Source organism: Candidatus Pelagibacter sp. HIMB1493, assembly GCF_052047995.1.
Classification (GTDB): domain Bacteria; phylum Pseudomonadota; class Alphaproteobacteria; order Pelagibacterales; family Pelagibacteraceae; genus Pelagibacter.
Map to the genome: position 1 here is coordinate 998,567 of NZ_JBNAIP010000001.1, position 18,864 is coordinate 1,017,430.

General features: G+C 28.8%; 21 protein-coding genes. 11 read left to right on the top strand and 10 right to left on the bottom strand.

From position 1 onward, the window contains the following. From ACTTBK_RS05305 to rnhA, 6 genes are read left to right on the top strand one after another with little or no spacing between them, the layout of a single operon-like run. Positions 1-852 carry a phytoene/squalene synthase family protein gene (locus ACTTBK_RS05305; protein ID WP_440618953.1) on the top strand — a complete coding sequence of 284 codons (852 nt, stop codon included), beginning with the start codon at positions 1-3 and terminating at the stop codon, positions 850-852. Continuing rightward, a complete protein-coding gene (locus ACTTBK_RS05310; RefSeq protein ID WP_440618954.1) occupies positions 839-1,903 on the top strand; it encodes a lycopene cyclase family protein in 1,065 nt (354 codons plus the stop codon). The genes ACTTBK_RS05305 and ACTTBK_RS05310 overlap by 14 nt, the downstream gene beginning before the upstream one ends. Next, a complete protein-coding gene (locus ACTTBK_RS05315) occupies positions 1,904-2,851 on the top strand; it encodes a Brp/Blh family beta-carotene 15,15'-dioxygenase (protein ID WP_440618955.1) in 948 nt (315 codons plus the stop codon). Further along, on the top strand, positions 2,832-3,776 hold the full coding sequence (gene ispH / locus ACTTBK_RS05320) for a 4-hydroxy-3-methylbut-2-enyl diphosphate reductase (protein ID WP_440618956.1): 945 nt from the start codon (positions 2,832-2,834) through the stop codon (positions 3,774-3,776). The genes ACTTBK_RS05315 and ispH overlap by 20 nt, the downstream gene beginning before the upstream one ends. Continuing rightward, on the top strand, positions 3,777-4,742 hold the full coding sequence (locus ACTTBK_RS05325; protein ID WP_440618957.1) for a homoserine kinase: 966 nt from the start codon (positions 3,777-3,779) through the stop codon (positions 4,740-4,742). It abuts the gene before it with no gap. After that, a complete protein-coding gene (gene rnhA / locus ACTTBK_RS05330) occupies positions 4,742-5,167 on the top strand; it encodes a ribonuclease HI (protein WP_440618958.1) in 426 nt (141 codons plus the stop codon). The genes ACTTBK_RS05325 and rnhA overlap by 1 nt, the downstream gene beginning before the upstream one ends. Here the strand turns inward: rnhA and ACTTBK_RS05335 are convergent. The 9 genes from ACTTBK_RS05335 to ACTTBK_RS05375 all read right to left on the bottom strand — a co-directional run bounded on the left by ACTTBK_RS05335 (position 5,159) and on the right by ACTTBK_RS05375 (position 13,295). Then, on the bottom strand, positions 5,159-5,644 hold the full coding sequence (locus ACTTBK_RS05335) for a peroxiredoxin (protein WP_440618959.1): 486 nt from the start codon (positions 5,642-5,644) through the stop codon (positions 5,159-5,161). The two genes, rnhA and ACTTBK_RS05335, sit on opposite strands and share 9 nt — an antisense overlap. Beyond that, the gene (gene thrC, locus ACTTBK_RS05340; RefSeq protein ID WP_440618960.1) at positions 5,641-7,023 is read right to left on the bottom strand and encodes a threonine synthase; all 1,383 of its coding nucleotides are present in this window, start codon (positions 7,021-7,023) and stop codon (positions 5,641-5,643) included. The genes ACTTBK_RS05335 and thrC overlap by 4 nt, the downstream gene beginning before the upstream one ends. Next, on the bottom strand, positions 7,024-7,677 hold the full coding sequence (locus tag ACTTBK_RS05345) for an SURF1 family protein (protein ID WP_440618961.1): 654 nt from the start codon (positions 7,675-7,677) through the stop codon (positions 7,024-7,026). A gap of 10 nt (positions 7,678-7,687) precedes the next feature. Further along, positions 7,688-8,476 (bottom strand): cytochrome c oxidase subunit 3, encoded by a 789-nt coding sequence (locus ACTTBK_RS05350; protein WP_075506420.1) that lies wholly within the window; start codon positions 8,474-8,476, stop codon positions 7,688-7,690. 10 nt (positions 8,477-8,486) lie between these two features. Next, positions 8,487-9,020, bottom strand: a complete 534-nt coding sequence (locus tag ACTTBK_RS05355; RefSeq protein ID WP_256998103.1) for a cytochrome c oxidase assembly protein — start codon at positions 9,018-9,020, stop codon at positions 8,487-8,489. 118 nt (positions 9,021-9,138) lie between these two features. Then, positions 9,139-10,050: a heme o synthase gene (gene cyoE / locus ACTTBK_RS05360; RefSeq protein WP_440618962.1), complete on the bottom strand. Its 912-nt coding sequence runs from the start codon at positions 10,048-10,050 to the stop codon at positions 9,139-9,141. A 30-nt stretch (positions 10,051-10,080) separates the two neighbouring features. Continuing rightward, positions 10,081-11,715 (bottom strand): cytochrome c oxidase subunit I, encoded by a 1,635-nt coding sequence (gene ctaD, locus ACTTBK_RS05365; protein ID WP_440618964.1) that lies wholly within the window; start codon positions 11,713-11,715, stop codon positions 10,081-10,083. Between the two features lies 1 nt (position 11,716). Further along, positions 11,717-12,532: a cytochrome c oxidase subunit II gene (coxB, locus tag ACTTBK_RS05370; protein WP_440618966.1), complete on the bottom strand. Its 816-nt coding sequence runs from the start codon at positions 12,530-12,532 to the stop codon at positions 11,717-11,719. A 61-nt stretch (positions 12,533-12,593) separates the two neighbouring features. Then, the gene (locus ACTTBK_RS05375) at positions 12,594-13,295 is read right to left on the bottom strand and encodes an RsmE family RNA methyltransferase (RefSeq protein WP_440618967.1); all 702 of its coding nucleotides are present in this window, start codon (positions 13,293-13,295) and stop codon (positions 12,594-12,596) included. A gap of 16 nt (positions 13,296-13,311) precedes the next feature. Between ACTTBK_RS05375 and ACTTBK_RS05380 the strand changes: the two genes are divergently transcribed. The 3 genes from ACTTBK_RS05380 to ACTTBK_RS05390 are packed head-to-tail and all read left to right on the top strand — an operon-like array spanning position 13,312 to position 15,807. Then, the gene (locus tag ACTTBK_RS05380) at positions 13,312-13,977 is read left to right on the top strand and encodes a haloacid dehalogenase type II (protein ID WP_440618968.1); all 666 of its coding nucleotides are present in this window, start codon (positions 13,312-13,314) and stop codon (positions 13,975-13,977) included. An 18-nt stretch (positions 13,978-13,995) separates the two neighbouring features. After that, entirely contained in the window at positions 13,996-14,832 is an 837-nt protein-coding gene (locus ACTTBK_RS05385) for a pirin family protein (protein ID WP_440618969.1), read from the top strand. Positions 14,833-14,835: 3 nt separating this feature from the next. Then, the gene (locus ACTTBK_RS05390) at positions 14,836-15,807 is read left to right on the top strand and encodes a quinone oxidoreductase family protein (protein WP_440618971.1); all 972 of its coding nucleotides are present in this window, start codon (positions 14,836-14,838) and stop codon (positions 15,805-15,807) included. Here the strand turns inward: ACTTBK_RS05390 and ACTTBK_RS05395 are convergent. Then, positions 15,804-16,208 (bottom strand): DUF2721 domain-containing protein, encoded by a 405-nt coding sequence (locus ACTTBK_RS05395; protein WP_075506429.1) that lies wholly within the window; start codon positions 16,206-16,208, stop codon positions 15,804-15,806. The two genes, ACTTBK_RS05390 and ACTTBK_RS05395, sit on opposite strands and share 4 nt — an antisense overlap. 52 nt (positions 16,209-16,260) lie before the next feature. Between ACTTBK_RS05395 and ubiA the strand changes: the two genes are divergently transcribed. Further along, complete coding sequence (gene ubiA, locus ACTTBK_RS05400) at positions 16,261-17,127, top strand: 4-hydroxybenzoate octaprenyltransferase (protein ID WP_440618972.1); 867 nt, start codon at positions 16,261-16,263, stop codon at positions 17,125-17,127. Beyond that, complete coding sequence (locus ACTTBK_RS05405; RefSeq protein ID WP_440618973.1) at positions 17,127-18,863, top strand: ABC transporter ATP-binding protein; 1,737 nt, start codon at positions 17,127-17,129, stop codon at positions 18,861-18,863. Before ubiA ends, ACTTBK_RS05405 begins: the two co-directional genes overlap by 1 nt. Position 18,864 lies beyond the last annotated feature (1 nt).

An 18,864-nucleotide genomic window follows, 5' to 3' on the forward strand; every position in this document is an offset into this window, starting at 1 on the left:
ATGTTAACTAAAAATTATTTAGCAACATATGCAAAATCATTTAATTGGGCTGGTTTTTTTTTACCAAAAAAAACTTATGATAAATGTTCTGCGCTTTATGATTTTTGTAGAGAAGCGGATAATATTGCAGATGATCCAGGAAAATTAGAAGACAAAATAATTAAATTTGAAAAATTTAAGAAAGATTTTTTAAATAAAAACTTTCAAAACATTGTTATTAAAAATATTTGGGCACTTATAGATGAATTTAGTATTTCAACAAAAGTAATTAATGATTTATTTGATGGGATTAATTCAGATATTAAAGAAAGAGTAGAATTAAAATCAAAAAAGGAGTTATTAATTTACTCTTATAGAGTAGCAGGTACAGTTGGTTTAATGATGGCAAAAGTTTTAAAAGTTAATAAGACAAATTCCTTGAAATCAGCAATCGATCTTGGAATAGCAATGCAGCTTACCAATATTTCAAGAGACGTAATTGAAGATAAAAATAATAAAAGAATTTATATCAATGAAAATTTCAAAGATATCAAATCTACCATTTCTTTATCTGAAAAATTTTATGAAAATTCTTTTTACTCAATTAAAGAAATACCTTTAAGTTTCAGATTCTCTATTTTAGTTGCAAGACGAGTCTACAGAAAAATTGGACACAAAATAATTAATAAAAATAATTTAGAAAATTATAAAAATTCTGGAAAAATTTATGTAACAAAAATTGAAAAAATTATTGAAACTTTTTTATCAATTTTTGACTTAATAATTTTAACATTTACAAATAAAAATGATAATAACATTGAACATGATCATTCATTAATTAATGAAGAGATAAATTTAAATGAAAGATTTTGATTACATAATTATCGGTGGCGGTTGTGCAGGTTTGTCTTTGGCTTATGAACTTGAAATTTCTGATAAATTAAAAAATAAATCTTTGGCTATAATTGAGCCTAGGGATGAATATAAAAGAGATAAAACTTGGTCATTTTGGAAAGTATTTCCACATAATTTTGATGATTGTGTAAAAAAAAGTTGGGATAATTTTTCTATAAACATTCCTAATGATACAAAGTTTATTGATTGTAAACTAACACCTTACCAATCTATAGATACTGGAAAATTTTATGACAAAATTCTTTCAAAACTTAAATTAAATGAAAATATAAAATTTTTTAAGAATATTAATGATATTGAAATATCAAATTCAATAATTTTTAACAGCGTTCCAAATTTTGAAAAGAAGCCAAATAGTTTGTGGCAACATTTTTGTGGTGTAGAAATTGAAACTGAAAAAGATTTTTTTGATGACCAAATATTTAACTTAATGGATTTTGCATGTGATCAAAAAAATGAGGTTCATTTTTTTTATACTTTACCTTTTTCAAAAAAAAGTGCACTTGTGGAGACTACCTGGATATCAAATTTAAGTAATGAAAATATAAAAGATTATGATAGTCAAATAGATCAATACTTAAAAAACCATTTAAATATCAAAAATTATAAAATCAATTTTAAAGAAGAGGGCTCTATACCTTTATTTAGAAATAAAAATCTAAAAAAATTAAATGAAATATATATTGGATCAGCCGGTGATATGACAAGATTAAGCACGGGTTATACTTTTTTAAATATTCAGGAACACAGCAAATATATAGCAGAAAACATTGATAATATTTCTAAAGCTAAATTGTTTAAAATTAAAAAAAAATATGATTTTTTGGACAATATTTTTTTGAAAGTTTTAAGAAATAACTCTTCAGATATGGGGGAAATTTTCTTTAAAATGTTCAATAGTTCACCTAAGACTGCTATTAATTTCTTATCTAATAAAAGTAATTTTTTTGAAGATTTAGAAATAATTTTAAAAATGCCTAAATGGAAATTTTTAAAAGAATTATTTTAAATGACTAATCAATTAATTAAAAAAATTAACCTTAATCATTCATTTATATTTTTTTTGTTAATTAATCTATTTTCTGTTGTGATGTTTAGATTAAATTATTTAGATATTTCATCATCAATTTGCTTATTTTTAATTTTAACTATTGGAGTTTCTCACGGTGCATTAGATAATATTAAAGGTAAAAAACTTCTTAAATTATTTAATTTTGAAAGAATATATATTTTCTATATTTTCTATATTTTTATAGCAGTTTGTGTCATTATTATTTGGTCACTCTTACCTGCAACCACACTGTTAGTTTTTCTTATAGTGGCATCATTTCATTTTGGTAAAGAAGATACACAATTTTTAATAAACAAAAAATCTTACTTAATTCAAATATTATACTTTTTAAAAGGATCACTCATAATTCTTGCCCCGCTTTTTTTTCATTTTGATGATACTGTAAAAATATTCAAATCATTACTTGTTGTTAATGAAAATTTTTATTTATTCTTGGAATTTTTAGAAGAAAAAAAGATAATCGAGATATCAATTATTTTGAGTTCATTATCAAGTATATTTTTATTTATTGATAAGTTTGAATTAAAAAAATTCACTATTTTTTTTGATTATTTCTCAATTATAATTTTAAATTACTACTTTACTCCTTTAGTAGCTTTTACAATTTATTTTTGTTTTTTACATTCTGTGAGGCACTCTATTTCACTTGCGATAGACCTTGATGAAAACAATCTCCAAAATGGACTAAAATTATTTATTTTAAAGGCTTTACCACTTACACTTTTAACAATCTTGGTTTCAATAATTGTATTATTATTATTAAATGAGGTTAATTATATAGATGATGCAATCTTAAAACTAATTTTTATTGGTTTGGCGTCTTTAACCTTTCCACATATATTGCTGGAATATTTTTTAGAGAAAAATGAAAAACAAACAAATTAAAATTTTACTTTCTGCTCCAAGAGGTTTTTGTGCTGGTGTTGAGAGAGCTATAGAGATTGTAGAAAAATCTATTCAAAAATATGGATCGCCAGTTTATGTTAGACACGAAATCGTTCATAACAAGCATGTTGTTGATAATTTAAAAAATAAAGGTGCTATCTTTGTTGAAGAATTAGAGGAAATTAATGACAAATCTAGACCTGTTATTTTTTCTGCGCACGGTGTTCCAAAAAAAATACCAGAAGATGCTGAAAATTATAAAATGACTTATGTAGATGCTACTTGTCCACTAGTTTCTAAAGTTCATAGAGAAGCGGAAAACTTAAATAAAGCTGGTTATCATATTATTTTGATTGGACATGAGAACCATCCAGAAGTAATAGGCACTATGGGCCAATTACCTAAAGGATCTATTGATTTGGTTCAAAATGAAGCTGAAGCAATGGAGTATAAAACCAATCATAAAGAAAAATTGGCTTTTATAACTCAAACAACACTATCCGTTGATGACACTAAAGAAATAATAAAGATTTTGAAAGATAGATTTACAAACATTAAAGAGCCAGCAAAAGAGGATATTTGTTATGCAACAACTAATAGACAAATGGCAGTAAAAAATATTGCAAAAGAGTGTGATATGTTTTTTGTAATAGGTAGTAGAAACTCTTCAAATTCAGTTAGACTTGTTGAAGTAGCAAAAAAATCAGGTTGTCAAAATTCACAACTTTTTCATTCTGAAAGTGAAATTCCTTTTGATCAAATAGAGAATTCAAATACTATTGGTATATCATCAGGAGCATCAGCACCTGAAATTCTTGTAGAAGATTTTATTAATGAATTAAAAAAAAAATTTTCTATAAATGTTGAGGAAGTAGAAATTATAAAAGAAAATGTGGTCTTTAAAGTTCCTAACAAATTAAATTAAATGGCTGTATATACAAAAATAAATCAGAGTGATATCGATATAATAAACAACAAGTTTAATATTGAAAAAATTTTAAGTTTCCAGGGAATTACTAAAGGAATTGAAAATACAAATTACGTTTTAAAATCCAAAAATAAAAAGTTTATTCTCACAATTTTTGAGAAGAGAGTTCTTCCAAAAGAGATACCTTTTTTTATGAAATTAATGGATCATTTAAATGATTCAAAAATTATTTGCCCAAGACCACTTAAAACTAAAGACAAAAATTATTTAATTAAACTAAAAAATAAAACAGCTTGTATTGTCACTTTCTTGAATGGAAAAGATAAAAAGAAAGTTAACGAAAGTGACTGCTATGCTATTGGAAAAGCAATAGCTAAAATGCATCTGGTTACTAAGAAGATACAATTTACTAGAAAAAATTCAATGGGTGTAAAATATTTAAAACCTTTACTCCAGAGTATTAAATTTAAATCAAATAAAGGATCAAATTTGAAAAAATTTTTATTTAATAATTTTAATGATATTAAAAAAATTTGGCCAAAAAAACTTCCTTCTGGGATTATTCATGGTGATTTATTCGTAGATAATATTTTTTTTAATAAAAATAAGCTGTCGGGAATTATAGACTTTTACTTTGCTGCTAACGATTACTACATGTATGAAATAGCAATCTGTATTAATGCACTATGTTTTGATGAAAAAAATAAAAAATTTGTAATTAATAAGAAGAAAGTTGATAAATTAATCAAGGGATACAACAGTGTTAAGAAAATTAAATTAAATGAAAAAAACAATTTAAATATTTTGTGTAGAGGTGCTGCCCTTAGATATCTGTTAACTAGACTATATGATTATACAAATACTCCAAAAACAGCATTAATCAAAATTAAGGATCCGAACGAATATTATCAAAAACTTATTACCCATAACAATTTGAATAGTTTTAAAGATTATTTGATTTAATGATTAAAATTTATACAGATGGCTCATGTTTAAAAAATCCAGGAAATGGTGGATGGGCAGCAATAATATGTACTGATAATGAAGTGAAAAAAATAAGTGGAAGTGAAAAAGATACAACAAATAATAGAATGGAATTAATGGCGACAATCAATGCATTAAAAGAGGTAAATTCTGAAGATTTGATAGAAATCTACACAGATTCTAAATATGTTAAAAATGGAATTACTGATTGGATCCACAATTGGATTAAAAATAATTGGAAAACATCTAGTAAAGAAGATGTTAAAAATAAAGATTTATGGGTTCAATTACATGATTTGAATAATAATTCTAAGATTAAGTGGAACTGGGTTAAAGCTCATGCTGGAAATCCACTAAATGAAGAAGTTGATTTATTAGCTAAAAAAGCTGCAAGTCTAGATTAATTTAAAGAAATTTTCTGCTGCTGAGATTTCACAAGATCCTGTATCTGCTTCTTCCTGAAGTTTAATAACCTTCATGTTATCAACAAACATCGTGTATCTATTAGATCTAATTCCTAACCCTCTGCCACTTTTATCAACATCTGCACCAATTTCTTTTGTGAAATTAAGAAATGGATCACCCATCATAACAATTTTTTCACCTACATCATTTTGTTTACCCCAAGCATTCATCACAAAGGGATCATTTACTGAAATACAAATTATATGATCAATACCTTTTTCTTTATATTGATCATGCATCTTAATATACCCTGGCAAATGTTTAGCAGAACATACAGAAGTATATGCCCCAGGTAGTCCAAATATTACAACTTTTTTGTCTTTAAAAAAATCTTCTATATTTTTTTTTACAGGCTCTCCATCTTGAAGAACAAAAATTTCTGAATTTGGTAGGTTATCGTTTTCTTTTATTTTCATTTGGATCTATCTTTAATATGTTCTTTTACTTTTTCAATATCATTTTCAAGAATATAATAATTTTCTTTCTCATTTAATATAAATTGAAGTTCATTTGGTAACTCAGCTTTAATATTTATAGCACTTTTAATTGCATCAGGAAACTTACAAGGATGTGCTGTTGCAAGCACAATATTATTACCATTGAGATTATGTTTATCAAAAGCTCCATAACCAATTGCAGTATGAGGGTCTAAAACAATATTAAATTCTTGATAAACAGACTTAATAATATCAAGTGTTTCAGTCTCACTCATTCTTGCTGATAAGAAATCTTGATTAATTAAATTTAACTTTTCTTTATCAATTGAATATTTTCCTTCATATTTAATTTTCATCATGTCTTTTGATGTTTGTTCTGAATTCTTATCATTCAAATCAAAAATAAGTCTCTCAAAGTTACTTGCAATCTGTATATCCATGCTAGGAGAAATAGTCTCGGAAACAGTCTCAGCCTCGTAATTACCGTTTGAAATAGCTCTATGGAGAATGTCATTTTGATTTGTTGCAACAATCAATTTATTAATGGGCAAACCCATTTTTTTGGCTAAATAACCTGCGTATACATCTCCAAAATTCCCAGTGGGAACAGAAAAATTAGTAGGTTTAGTATGATCTTCAATCAAATAATAGCTGTAAAAATAATAAACACATTGAGCAATAATTCTTGCCCAGTTTATTGAATTTACACCTGACATATTAATATCTTGAGAAAATTTTGTGTCAGAAAACATTGATTTAACTAAGTTTTGGCAGTCATCAAAATTTCCTTTAATAGCGATATTAAATACATTTTCATGTTTTCCAGTAGTCATGATTTTTCGCTGAACAGAAGAAACTCGATTATCAGGATGTAGTACAAAAATATTTAAATTTTCTTTTCCTTTTATTGCATCTATAGCTGCTGCCCCTGTATCACCAGATGTGGCAACTACAATATTAATTTTTTCTTTTTGCTTCCTTAAATAAAATTCATAAAAATTTCCAAGAAGTTGCATAGCAACATCCTTAAAGGCTAGTGTTGGGCCATGAAATAACTCTAAGACTGATCGATCTCCTATTTTTATGAAATCAATTACATTTTCTCTCCTAAAGACAGAATAAGATTTATCAATTATTTTAGACAATTCATCTTTATCCATAAAATTACCTATAAAAGGAAAAATAATTTTTTTTGCTAAATCTGAATAATTAAGTGATCTCAATTCTTGAATTTCTTTTTTACTATAGTTTGGAAGTGAGCTGGGAATGAACAGTCCCCCATCATCAGCAAGACCTTTGATAAAAACATCCTTAAATTCGTAAGTTTTAGAAGTATCTCTAGTGCTGACGTATCTCATTTAATAATTTTTTTTTCTAAAATATAGATATATTAAAAGGATTGAAATCGCCATCGAAAACCAAGTAATTGCGTACTTTTTGTGATTGTTTGAAATTTTAGCAGTAATAACTCTCGGCCTTGGGTTTTCATAGTTACCGTTTAAATAAATAATATAATTTGAAAAGTTTTTTCCTGTAAATTTCAAAATATCTTCCCGATCTAGTGTGAACCAATAATTTTTATCTACTTCATTCTTAGGTTTGAATGAGCTTGATTTTGATTGAAGCATTAAAGTACCAATAATATTTTTTTGATCAACAACGTTAATCTCTGGTTTATTTTTTTGGTTAAAAGATATCCAACCTCTATTAATTAAATAATCTTCATTTCCTATTTTAATTGGGTTAATAACTTCAAATCCAGGTTTACCAGTTTCGTTAAGATTATAGAGATAAATTTGTTTTTCAAAATCAATTTGTCCTGATGTTTTTATTCTTAAATAATTTTTTTTTTCTACATTTTGAAGTTCAACAGGTTCAATCTTTAAAGAATTTTCAATTTGATTGATTAGGTCTAATTTCCAACTCAATCTATACAATTGCCAAAAACCCAATGACAACAAAACTAAAATTATAAAATAAACAAAAACTGAAAATAGAAGCTTATTCTTCAAGGATTAAATATTAACTTCCCCAAACGTAGATAGCTGCAAACAAGAATAACCAAACAACATCAACAAAGTGCCAGTACCAAGCAGCTGCCTCAAAACCAAAGTGGTGTTCTTTCGTAAAGTGACCCAATCTTCCTCTCCATAAACAAACAGCAAGAAAGATTGTTCCAACAATTACGTGGAAACCGTGAAAACCTGTTGCCATATAAAATACTGCACCATAAATATGTCCTGAATAATCAAATGTAGCATGATGATATTCGTAAGCCTGTAATAAAGTAAAAAAGAAGCCTAGTGCAACAGTTGCTGTTAATCCTTGAATAAATCCCTTTCTATCGTCTTCTAATAAAGAGTGGTGAGCCCAAGTTACTGTAGTACCTGATAATAATAAAACTAGTGTATTGATTAATGGAATGTCCCATGGATCAAAAGTTTCAATGTCTTGTGGAGGCCAAACATTTCCAACAAACTCATTTGGGAACAAACTTATATCAAAATATGCCCAAAACCATGCAACGAAAAACATAACTTCAGAAGCAATAAATAACGTCATTCCATATCTATGATGGATTTGAACAACTGGAGTGTGGTGACCTTGATGTTCAGCTTCAATCACAACATCTCTGAACCACATATAAGCTGCATAAATTACAAGAGCTAATCCTAAATACATTCCCCAAGATACGTCATTGTGCATGTAAAAAATTGCTCCAATAGCTAGTACCAAGCATGCAAAAGATGTGAATATAGGCCAAGGACTTGGGTCTACTAAGTGATAATCATGTTTTTTTTCAGCTGACATATTTTTTTAATTATGATTGTTTATAATAATCTGTCGAGAAAAAAGTATACGACATAGTTACATCCTGTAAGTTTTTAACTGTTGGATCATTTACCAGTTCTGGGTCCAAATAAAAAGTCATAATATAAGTTGCCTTCTCACCTGCCTTAAGTTCCTGTTTTTCGAAGCAAAAACAGCCTAATTTACTATAATATTTACCAAAACTTGCAGGCGAAACATTGAAACTAGCAACTCCATAGGTTGTTTCATCTCCATAGTTCTCAACCTCAAACTCAATTCTATTTACCTGACCAACCTTAACATCAATTACATTTGATTTAGCCTTAAAATCCCAAGTAAGATTGTTTACATTCGTATCAAATCTTACACTCACAACTTTATCTAAAACTATTTTCGGAGCTTCTTTAGATACTTGGGTTGTTCCTCCAAAGCCAGTTACACGACAAAAAAGATCATATAAGGGCACTGCAGCGAAAGATAAACCTAACATTAAACAAAAAATACCTGCTAGAAGTAATGGAGTTAATGTTTTGCTCTTAATCATATCTGCCTATCAAATACGCCAACGTTATATAATGTAAAAACAAACAAAAAAACCATAAAAGCTAAAATTGCTAAAGCAGTAATAATATTTTTTTTCTTTGTTTTTTTATCGGGTGTTATCATAAAATTTTATCTATTAAGAAAAATACAAAAACTAAAAACAAATATAATATGGAGTATCCAAAAATTGTTTTTGCTTTTTTTGCATCAAACTTGTTCTTCTTAAATTTGTAAAGTTCAAAACATAAGTAATTATAATAAATTGTCAAAATTAACGATGGAATTAAAAATACTAGACCAACAAAATTAATTGCATATGGGAAAACAATAACTGGCAACATTATTAACGAATAAACAAATATATTTAATTTTGTGCTTTCAACACCATTAGTCAATGGAAGCATTGGTATATTTGCTTTTTTATAATCATCAGATTTATATAAACTTAATGCCCAGAAATGTGATGGTGTCCAAAAAAAGATAATTAGAAAGAAAGTTAATGGCTCAATTGAAAGTGAGTTAGTAGCTATAGTCCAACCAATTACAGGAGGTAATGCTCCTGCAGCGCCTCCAATAACTATATTTTGTGGCGTTTTTCTTTTAAGCCAAACGGTATAAACCAACACATAAAACAAAATTGTAAATAACAATAAAGCTGCTGAAACTGTATTTGCAAAATAATCTAAAGCAACAACAGAAAATATTGATAAAGCGATACCAAAAATCAAAGCTTGATTTTTATTAACCTTTCCAGTTGGTATAGGTCTTAGACAAGTTCTTGTCATTAATGCATCTAAGTCAGACTCGTACCACATATTCAAAGCTCCGGCAGCACCTGCTCCAATAGAAACTAAAATTATTCCAATGATGGCATCTTTAGTTGGAATAATATTAGGTGCCATCAACAATCCAACTGCACAGGTAAAAATTACAAGAGACATAACTCTTGGTTTCATGAGTTTGAATAACTCAGAGAAATTGAAAACGTCTTCTTGACTTAAATTTCTATTTTTTAACTTAGATTTAATCATTTAATTTTAGACAAAAAATCTAAATACTTTTTAAGTAGTAGATTTTTCTGCACTCTCTTCGTCTTCAAACTTCGGTAATTCATCAAAAGTATGAAAATTTGGAGGAGACGGTACTGTCCACTCTAAAGTTGTTGCTCCTTCACCCCAAGGGTTTTGAGCAGCAGCTTTTTTCTTATAAAATGCATAAATTAGATTTGCAAAAAATACTCCTAAACCAATTACAGAAATATATGATCCAATTGAAGATATATAATTCCAACCAGCAAATGCATCTGGATAATCTGCATATCTTCTAGGCATCCCCGCTAAACCTAAGAAGTGTTGAGGGAAGAAAATTAAGTTTACACCAATAAATGTTAACCAGAAGTGTAATTGACCTAACCATTCTGAATACTCGTAACCACTCATTTTTCCAAACCAGTAATAAAAGCCTGCAAAGATTGCGAACACCGCTCCTAAAGATAATACATAGTGGAAGTGAGCTACTACATAGTAAGTATCATGCATTGCTGTATCTACACCTGCATTTGCAAGAACAACACCTGTAACTCCACCGACTGTAAATAAAAATATAAATCCTAAAGCCCAAACCATAGGTGTCTTAAATGATATTGAACCACCCCACATAGTTGCTATCCAAGAAAATATTTTAATCCCCGTCGGGACTGCAATGATCATCGTAGCTGCCAAGAAATAAGCTTTGGTATCTGTGCTTAAACCAACTGTATACATATGGTGAGCCCATACAACGAAACCAACTATTCCAATTGCTACCATTGCATATGCCATTCCTAAATATCCAAATACTGGTTTTCTTGAGAATGTTGAAACAATATGACTGATCATTCCAAAACCTGGTAAAATTAAAATGTAAACTTCAGGATGACCAAAGAACCAGAATAGGTGTTGGAATAATACTGGATCTCCACCTGTTTGAGCATCAAAGAACGCAGTTCCAAAATTTCTATCCGTTAATAGCATTGTGATTGCACCTGCTAACACTGGAAGTGATAAAAGCAATAAAAACGCTGTAACTAAAATTGACCAAGCAAATAAAGGCATTTTATGCAGTGTCATGCCTGGAGTTCTCATATTTAAAATTGTAGTGATAAAGTTTACTGCTCCTAAAATTGAAGACGCTCCTGCTAAGTGTAAACTTAAAATTGCAAAGTCCATTGCTGGACCAGGTTGTCCTGCCGTAGATGATAATGGAGGATAGATTGTCCATCCACCACCAACTCCAGTTTGACCTGGAGGGCCATCCATAAATATAGACATGATTAATAAAATGAATGAAGTTGGTAGTAACCAAAATGAAATGTTATTCATTCTTGGAAATGCCATGTCAGGCGCACCAATCATGATTGGTACAAACCAATTTCCAAAACCACCAATCATTGCTGGCATAACCATAAAGAAGATCATGATTAAACCATGACCTGTTACTAAGACATTGTATAAATGATAGTTTCCACCCAAAATTCCATCACCGGGATGCATCAATTCCATTCTCATTAAAACTGAGAATGCAGTTCCAATCACACCTGCAACAATTGCAAATATAAGGTACATTGTACCGATATCTTTGTGATTAGTTGAATACGCCCAACGTTTCCAACCTGTTGGTGTATGATGATCGTCGTGTGATGCAGTTTGTATATACATATTATTTACTCGCTAGTTTTTTAAATTGATCTTCTTCATTAATTTCTTTTGCAAATTTTATTTTAGCACCAGTAAGCCATTCTTGATATTCTTCTTCAGAAACTACTCTTACTGTAATCGGCATAAAAGCATGTTTAATTCCACAAAGCTCAGAACACTGTCCATAATAAGTTCCAACTTCTTCTGCTTTAAACCATGTTTCATTTATTCTTCCAGGAACTGCATCTCTTTTAACTCCAAAAGATGGTAAAGCCCAAGCGTGTAAAACATCATTTGCAGTAATTAAAACTTTTATTACTTTATTTACTGGAACAACTAGTTCATTATCTACAGCTAATAATCTTGGCTGATTTTCTTTTAAATCTTTATCTTCAATCATGTAAGAGTCGAAAATAATATTTTCATCTGGATACTCATATCCCCAGTACCACTGATAACCGATTGCCTTAACTGTTACATCTGCTTTTGGTATTGAATCTTGTTTATATAAAATTTTAAACGATGGAACTGCCATCACGATTAAAATTAAACATGGAATTAATGTCCATAAAACTTCTACAGCAACATTGTGAGTTCTTTTTGAAGGAACTGGATTTGCTGATGCTCTAAATCTGATACATGCATAGACCATCAAAAATAAAACGAAAACGCTTATCGCAATTATGATTGGTAATAACAATTTGTCATGAAAATTAACTATATCTCTCATAGATTCCGAAGCTGCTTTTTGAAAACCTAATTGCCAATCTTTTGGCTGGTTAGCAAATGCAACTGCAGGAGTTAAAATTGAAAGAATTGTTAATAAAATTTTTTTCATTTTTTTAACCCTATATAGAACGTCTTCAAAAAAATTACACTTTAGTTTTCGCGACAAAATATCAATTTATGGCATATTTTATGATCGATATAGCTGAAATTACGGCTGTTTCAGATCTCAATATATTCTCATTAATTTTCAAAGGTTGCACTCCGCTAAATTTTAGAATCTTAGCCCTTTCCTCTTCAGAAAAATCTCCTTCTGGACCTATAATTACACATGTAGGTTTATCAGTAACCTTCTTTAAATCTATTTTGGTATTTTCAGAATTTAGATCAGTAAAAATTAAATCAACTTTATTGTTATTTAAAAAATCATCTAATGATTTTGGGTCTTCAATATCTGGAACATTAATTCTATTTGATTGTTCTGATGCCTCAATAATTACTTTCTCTAATCGCTCTTTATTTATCTTACGAACAATGGTTCTATCAAATATTATTGGAATAAACTTTGTGACACCTAACTCAGTTGCTTTTTGAATCATAAAGTTAAAGTAATTTGATTTAATTGGAGAAAAAGCAAGCCACAATTCTTTAGAATTTTCTTTTTGTCTTAATTGTTTTGTAACATTAAATTCAACAATACCTTTTGAGATATTTGAAATTTTTGCTTCCCATTCACCACTACTGTTAAATAAAGAAAAAATTTCATTTTCTTTAACTCTCATTACTTTGTTTACGTAATGTGATTGAGATTTATCAAGTGTATCAGTTAAATTATTAGATAAACTTTTAGAAAAATATAATCTAATGTTACTCATATTATTAAATTAGTTTATGAAAAATATTAAAGCAATAATTTTTGATGCTTACGGTACTTTATTCGATGTAAATTCAGCAGCAGAAAAATGTAAAGACAAAATTGGTGATAAGTGGGAAGCTTTTGCAAATTATTGGAGAACCACACAATTAGAATACACATGGCTTAGAAGTTTAATGAAAAGACATAAAGATTTTTGGCAGATCACTGAAGACAGTTTGGATAAATCAATGAGTGTATTTAAAATAGACAATTCAATGAGAGAAGAATTATTAAATCTATACAAAATTCTCTCACCTTTTGAAGAAGTTCCAGAAGTATTAAAATCTTTAAAAGAAAAAAATTTTAAACTAGCAATACTTTCCAATGGGACACCTTCTTTGTTAAATGAATTAGTACGTATTAATAAATTAGACAATTTATTTGATGATATTTTTTCAATTGAAGAAGTTGGTGTATTTAAGCCTGACTCTAAAGTTTATGATATGCCAATAAAAAAATATAAAATTGAAAAAAATGAAGTTGCTTTTTTAAGTGCAAATACTTGGGATGTATCTGGAGGAGGAAACTATGGATACAATTCTATATGGGTAAATAGAAACAATAATATCTTTGATAAACTTGATTATTCACCACAAAATGAAATTAAAAACTTAAATGATCTACTTGATATAACTAAGTAGATAATTATATCAGCTCACATGAAATCAATTGAAGTATCAAAAATTATAGATCCTATTCCAGCTTCGGATGGTGCGGGAGTAAAATTAAAAAGAAGTATTGGTGTTGAACCAAATTACTTTGATCCTTTCTTAATGCTAGATGAATTCGGATCTGAAAATAGTGAAGATTATATTGCAGGTTTTCCACCCCACCCACATCGTGGAATTGAAACTGTTACTTATATGTTGGCTGGAGATTTTGAACACAAAGATAGCACCGGTGGGGAAGGTAGAATGACTGCTGGTGATGTTCAGTGGATGAAAACAGGAAGTGGAATTATTCATTCAGAAATGCCGGCTATGAAAGAAGGAAGGCTTCATGGCTTTCAATTATGGATTAACATGCCTGCTAAATTAAAAATGAGTAAGCCAGAGTATATTTATATTGATGCTGATAAAATGAGTGTTCATAAAGATGATGAAAAACAAGTAAAAGTTATTGCAGGTAAATTTGAAAATGCTGAAGGACCTGTAAAAGGTCATAATGTAGAGCCAGTTTACTTTGATGTAGAATTAAAGAAAGATAAAGAGTTCAATTTTAATATTTTATCAACTCACAATACATTTATTTATCTAATAAATGGCGAAATAGAAATTGGCAGTGAAAAACATGATAATGTTAAGGATAGTACTTTAATATTATTAACAAAAGGTGAAGAGCTTAAAGTAAAAGCAAAAACAAATGCTAAATTTCTTGTTATTTCTGGAAAACCGATAAATGAGGAGATTGCAAGAGGAGGACCTTTTGTGATGAATACTAAAGCAGAAATCTTGCAAGCTGTACAAGATTATCATAATGGTACATTTGTAAAATAAATTATGAATTCAGTAATAATATCAAAAGCAGGTGGACCAGAAGTTTTAGAATACAAAGAACTTAAACTAGAAGAACCAAAAGCTGATGAAGTAACAATTAAAAACCATGCAATTGGTTTAAATTATATTGATACCTATCACCGATCAGGACTTTATCCATTAACTCTACCCTCTCCAATAGGTCTAGAGGGAGCTGGAGAAATAACTAAAGTTGGTTCAGATGTAAAAGATTTTAAAGTTGGAGATAAAGTTGCATACTGTGCAGCTCCTCTTGGTGCTTACTCAACTCATAGGAACTATCCAACTAAAAACTTAGTTACAGTTCCTGAAAGTGTTGACTTAGAAACTGCAGCAACATTAATGACAAAAGGAATAACTACCTTTTATCTTTTACATAAAACTTATCCTGTAAAATCAGGTGAAGATATTTTATTCCATGCAGCAGCTGGTGGTGTTGGTCAAATATTTGGACAATGGGCCAAAAGTCTAGGATGCAATGTTATTGGTACTGTCGGTTCAGATGAAAAAATAGAAAATGCAAAACAAAATGGCTACGACCATGTGATTAATTATAACAAAGATAATTTTGCTGAAAAAGTAAAAGAGATTACCGAAGGAAAAGGACTATCTGTTGTTTATGATGGAGTTGGAAAAAATACTTTTGATGGTTCAATTGAATGTTTAAAATTAAGAGGAATGTTAGTTTCTTTTGGTAACGCATCAGGTCCTCTAGATCCAGTTAATGTTGCAAAATCAATTCAACCAAAAGGACTTTATTTAACAAGACCAAGTATTATGCAGTACACTACAACAAGAGAAGAGCTTGATGAAGCTGCTAATAAAGTTTTTGAAATGGCTTCAAGTGGAAAAGTAAAAGTAAAAATTTCAAAAAAATATTCTCTAAAAGATATTGCACAAGCACACAAAGATTTAGAATCAAGAGTTCTTACTGGTCCAGCAGTAATACTTCCCTAATTTACATCTACATCCATATCAGACATATGGAGTTTAAGTGCATTCGTTGAAATTTGAATTTCTCTTATAAAAAAAATAATTGATATAATCATGGATAAACAACATGAGCCAAATATTACTCTAGCTGCAAATACTTCATCTAAATAGAGTGCAAATACTGTAAGCATATTAAATAGGAATCCAAATGAGGCAAATAAAATTGTCCATCTAAGAAGTGTTATCCTGCCACTTAAATTTATAAACTGCTTCTTCCATTCAGGTGGAATATGCTTTTCATAAACATGCTCATCATGAAGTTGTCGAATTAAGATACTTAGAGAGTGAAATCTGTTGCTATAAACACTCATGAGTAATGGAATAGCTGGAAACATTAGTGCAGTAACTGTGTAATCTATGTTCATACGAATCAATTTGATTATGAAACTACCCTTTGTTATTTACAAGTAAAATATTATGAACCAAATTAAACTTTTCATTGAATTAACAAGATTAAAAAAACCTATTGGCTACATGCTTTTATTTTGGCCATGTGCGTGGGGTCTAACTTTAGCTTATGATTTTTCATCAAGTTGGAATGACTATTATTTTTACTTAATATTATTTTTTCTTGGTTCAGTTCTCATGCGTTCAGCTGGCTGTATAGTGAATGATATTTTAGATAGAAAATTTGATGCTAAAGTTTTTAGGACTAAGGATCGACCGATAGCCTCAGGAAAAATTTCTGTAAAGCTGGCAATTGTTTACTCAATTATTCTTTGCTTATTAGCTTTTTTAGTTTTAATTAATTTTAACGTATTTACTATAATTCTTGCTTTAGGTTCAATGCCACTTGCATTTACATATCCTCTAATGAAGAGGTTTACTTATTGGCCTCAATTATTTTTAGGTATTACTTTCAATTATGGTTTGATACTTGGATGGACAGCAATAAATGCTGAAATTAATATAATCCCTATCTTGTTCTATTTTGGAGCCATATTTTGGACATTAGGCTATGACACGATATATGGATTCCAGGATATTAAGGATGACGAAATTATAGGGCTAAAATCAACATCTATAAAGTTTAAAGGAAGTGCAAAAAAATTTCTTTTTTTATGTTATTCCATTTTAATAGTTCTATTTTTTATAGGAGGTATTTTTATGGAATTTCATTATGTTTATTATTTTTTACTTTTAATACCTATTATCCATTTATTTTTTTACCAGATGAAAATTTTTAATCTTAAAGATCCTATGAGTTGTTTGAAGGCTTTTAAGAGTAACAATTTGTTTGGTCTAATAATTTTAATCAATATTTTAATTGTTCAAAACTTTTAATGAAGAAATCTGAAATTTATAAAAGATTGTATGAGGATTACTCAAAGAGTTATTTAAATAAAATCTTTTTGTCAGCATTTTTATCTATATTGGTTGCAGGAAGTACATCATCCATCGCATGGCTTCTAGATCCTGCTATAAAAAAACTTTTCATTGATAAAGAGCAATCATTGTTAATTTTGATACCATTGATGATTGTATTTGCTTTTACGACTAAAGGTTTGTCTTTGTATTTTGCAAAAGCAACAATGATAGGTGTAGGAGAGTCAATTAAAAAAAAACTTCAATACGACATGGTAAACAATTTAGTTGGAACTGATACACAAATAATTGATAAGAAACACTCTGGTAAATTTATTTCAAATCTTACTTATGATGTAACTCATATTACTAACTTGCTAAGTAATGCAATATTAACTTTGTTTAAAGACTCTTTAACCCTTATTGGTTTGTTGATTGTGATGTTTATGCAAAATTGGAAATTGGCTTTAATTTCAATAATTATGATACCTTTGGCCAGTGTATCTGCTAAAATTTTAGGTAAAAGAGTCAGTAAAGTTACTACTGAAGCACAACAAAAATCAGGATTTCTCACAACTTATTTAGTTGAATTATTTAAAAACCATAAACTGATAAAAATTTTCCAAAAAGAAGAATATGAAAAAAATAGAGCAGATAAATTTTTAACTGAACTAAAAGAAAAAAATCAAAAAATTCAAACTGTTTTTGTGAGAATGTCTCCAATAATGGAGACACTAACAGGGATTATGATTGCAATTTTAATATTTTATTCAGGTTTATTGATGTCTAAGGGTGAACTGGAAATTAATAATTTTTTTTCTTTTTTAGCTGCGATGATGCTAGCTTATCAACCTGTAAGAGCTTTATCCACACTTAACCTAGTAGCAAATCAAGGTTTATCTGCAGCCTCAAGAATTTTACCAATAATTGATCAACAAAATAAAATAAAAGATAAAATTAATTCAGAAGCTCTTAAGATAAAAAATTCAAAGATTAAATTTTCAAATGTTAATTTTGCTTATGAAGAACAAGGAGAACAAACTTTAAATTCAATAAGCTTAGAATTTGAAGGAGGTAAAATGACATCGTTAGTTGGGCATAGTGGTTCGGGTAAATCTACAATTATGAATTTAATTCCTAGATTTTATGACAGAATTTCTGGAGATATTACAATAGACGGTCAATCTATATATGATGTAAGCATTAAGAGTCTGAGAAGTGAGATTTCTCTTGTAAGTCAAGAAACTACACTTTTTGATGATACTATCATGAATAATATTAAGTATGCAAAACAGCACGCTACTGATGAAGAGATTTATAAAGTTTCAAAATTATCTTTTTGTGAAGAATTTATAAATAATTTACCAAACAAATATGAAACTATGATTGGTGAAAATGGAGTTAGATTATCTGGAGGAGAAAAACAGAGGCTTTCAATTGCTAGAGCTATGATGAAAGATAGTTCAATCATTCTTCTTGACGAAGCAACTTCATCCTTGGACTCGGAAACGGAAACAAAAATTCAAGAAGCTTTAAAAATTTTAACTAAAAATAAAACAACAGTTGTTATAGCTCATAGACTTTCAACCATTTTAAATTCTAATAATATTTACTTGATTGATAAAGGAAAAATTATTGATAATGGAAAACACGAAGATTTGGTTAAAAATTCTAATCTTTATAAAAGTTTTTATGAAAAACAAATACAAAAGTAAA

Coding starts and splice junctions, on each gene's coding strand:
- ACTTBK_RS05305 (WP_440618953.1), top strand. CDS start 1: ATGTTAACTAAAAATTATTTAGCAACATATGCAAAATCATTTAATTGG.
- ACTTBK_RS05310 (WP_440618954.1), top strand. CDS start 839: ATGAAAGATTTTGATTACATAATTATCGGTGGCGGTTGTGCAGGTTTG.
- ACTTBK_RS05315 (WP_440618955.1), top strand. CDS start 1,904: ATGACTAATCAATTAATTAAAAAAATTAACCTTAATCATTCATTTATA.
- ispH (WP_440618956.1), top strand. CDS start 2,832: ATGAAAAACAAACAAATTAAAATTTTACTTTCTGCTCCAAGAGGTTTT.
- ACTTBK_RS05325 (WP_440618957.1), top strand. CDS start 3,777: ATGGCTGTATATACAAAAATAAATCAGAGTGATATCGATATAATAAAC.
- rnhA (WP_440618958.1), top strand. CDS start 4,742: ATGATTAAAATTTATACAGATGGCTCATGTTTAAAAAATCCAGGAAAT.
- ACTTBK_RS05335 (WP_440618959.1), bottom strand. CDS start 5,644: ATGAAAATAAAAGAAAACGATAACCTACCAAATTCAGAAATTTTTGTT.
- thrC (WP_440618960.1), bottom strand. CDS start 7,023: ATGAGATACGTCAGCACTAGAGATACTTCTAAAACTTACGAATTTAAG.
- ACTTBK_RS05350 (WP_075506420.1), bottom strand. CDS start 8,476: ATGTCAGCTGAAAAAAAACATGATTATCACTTAGTAGACCCAAGTCCT.
- ACTTBK_RS05355 (WP_256998103.1), bottom strand. CDS start 9,020: ATGATTAAGAGCAAAACATTAACTCCATTACTTCTAGCAGGTATTTTT.
- cyoE (WP_440618962.1), bottom strand. CDS start 10,050: ATGATTAAATCTAAGTTAAAAAATAGAAATTTAAGTCAAGAAGACGTT.
- ctaD (WP_440618964.1), bottom strand. CDS start 11,715: ATGTATATACAAACTGCATCACACGACGATCATCATACACCAACAGGT.
- coxB (WP_440618966.1), bottom strand. CDS start 12,532: ATGAAAAAAATTTTATTAACAATTCTTTCAATTTTAACTCCTGCAGTT.
- ACTTBK_RS05375 (WP_440618967.1), bottom strand. CDS start 13,295: ATGAGTAACATTAGATTATATTTTTCTAAAAGTTTATCTAATAATTTA.
- ACTTBK_RS05380 (WP_440618968.1), top strand. CDS start 13,312: ATGAAAAATATTAAAGCAATAATTTTTGATGCTTACGGTACTTTATTC.
- ACTTBK_RS05385 (WP_440618969.1), top strand. CDS start 13,996: ATGAAATCAATTGAAGTATCAAAAATTATAGATCCTATTCCAGCTTCG.
- ACTTBK_RS05390 (WP_440618971.1), top strand. CDS start 14,836: ATGAATTCAGTAATAATATCAAAAGCAGGTGGACCAGAAGTTTTAGAA.
- ACTTBK_RS05395 (WP_075506429.1), bottom strand. CDS start 16,208: ATGAACATAGATTACACAGTTACTGCACTAATGTTTCCAGCTATTCCA.
- ubiA (WP_440618972.1), top strand. CDS start 16,261: ATGAACCAAATTAAACTTTTCATTGAATTAACAAGATTAAAAAAACCT.
- ACTTBK_RS05405 (WP_440618973.1), top strand. CDS start 17,127: ATGAAGAAATCTGAAATTTATAAAAGATTGTATGAGGATTACTCAAAG.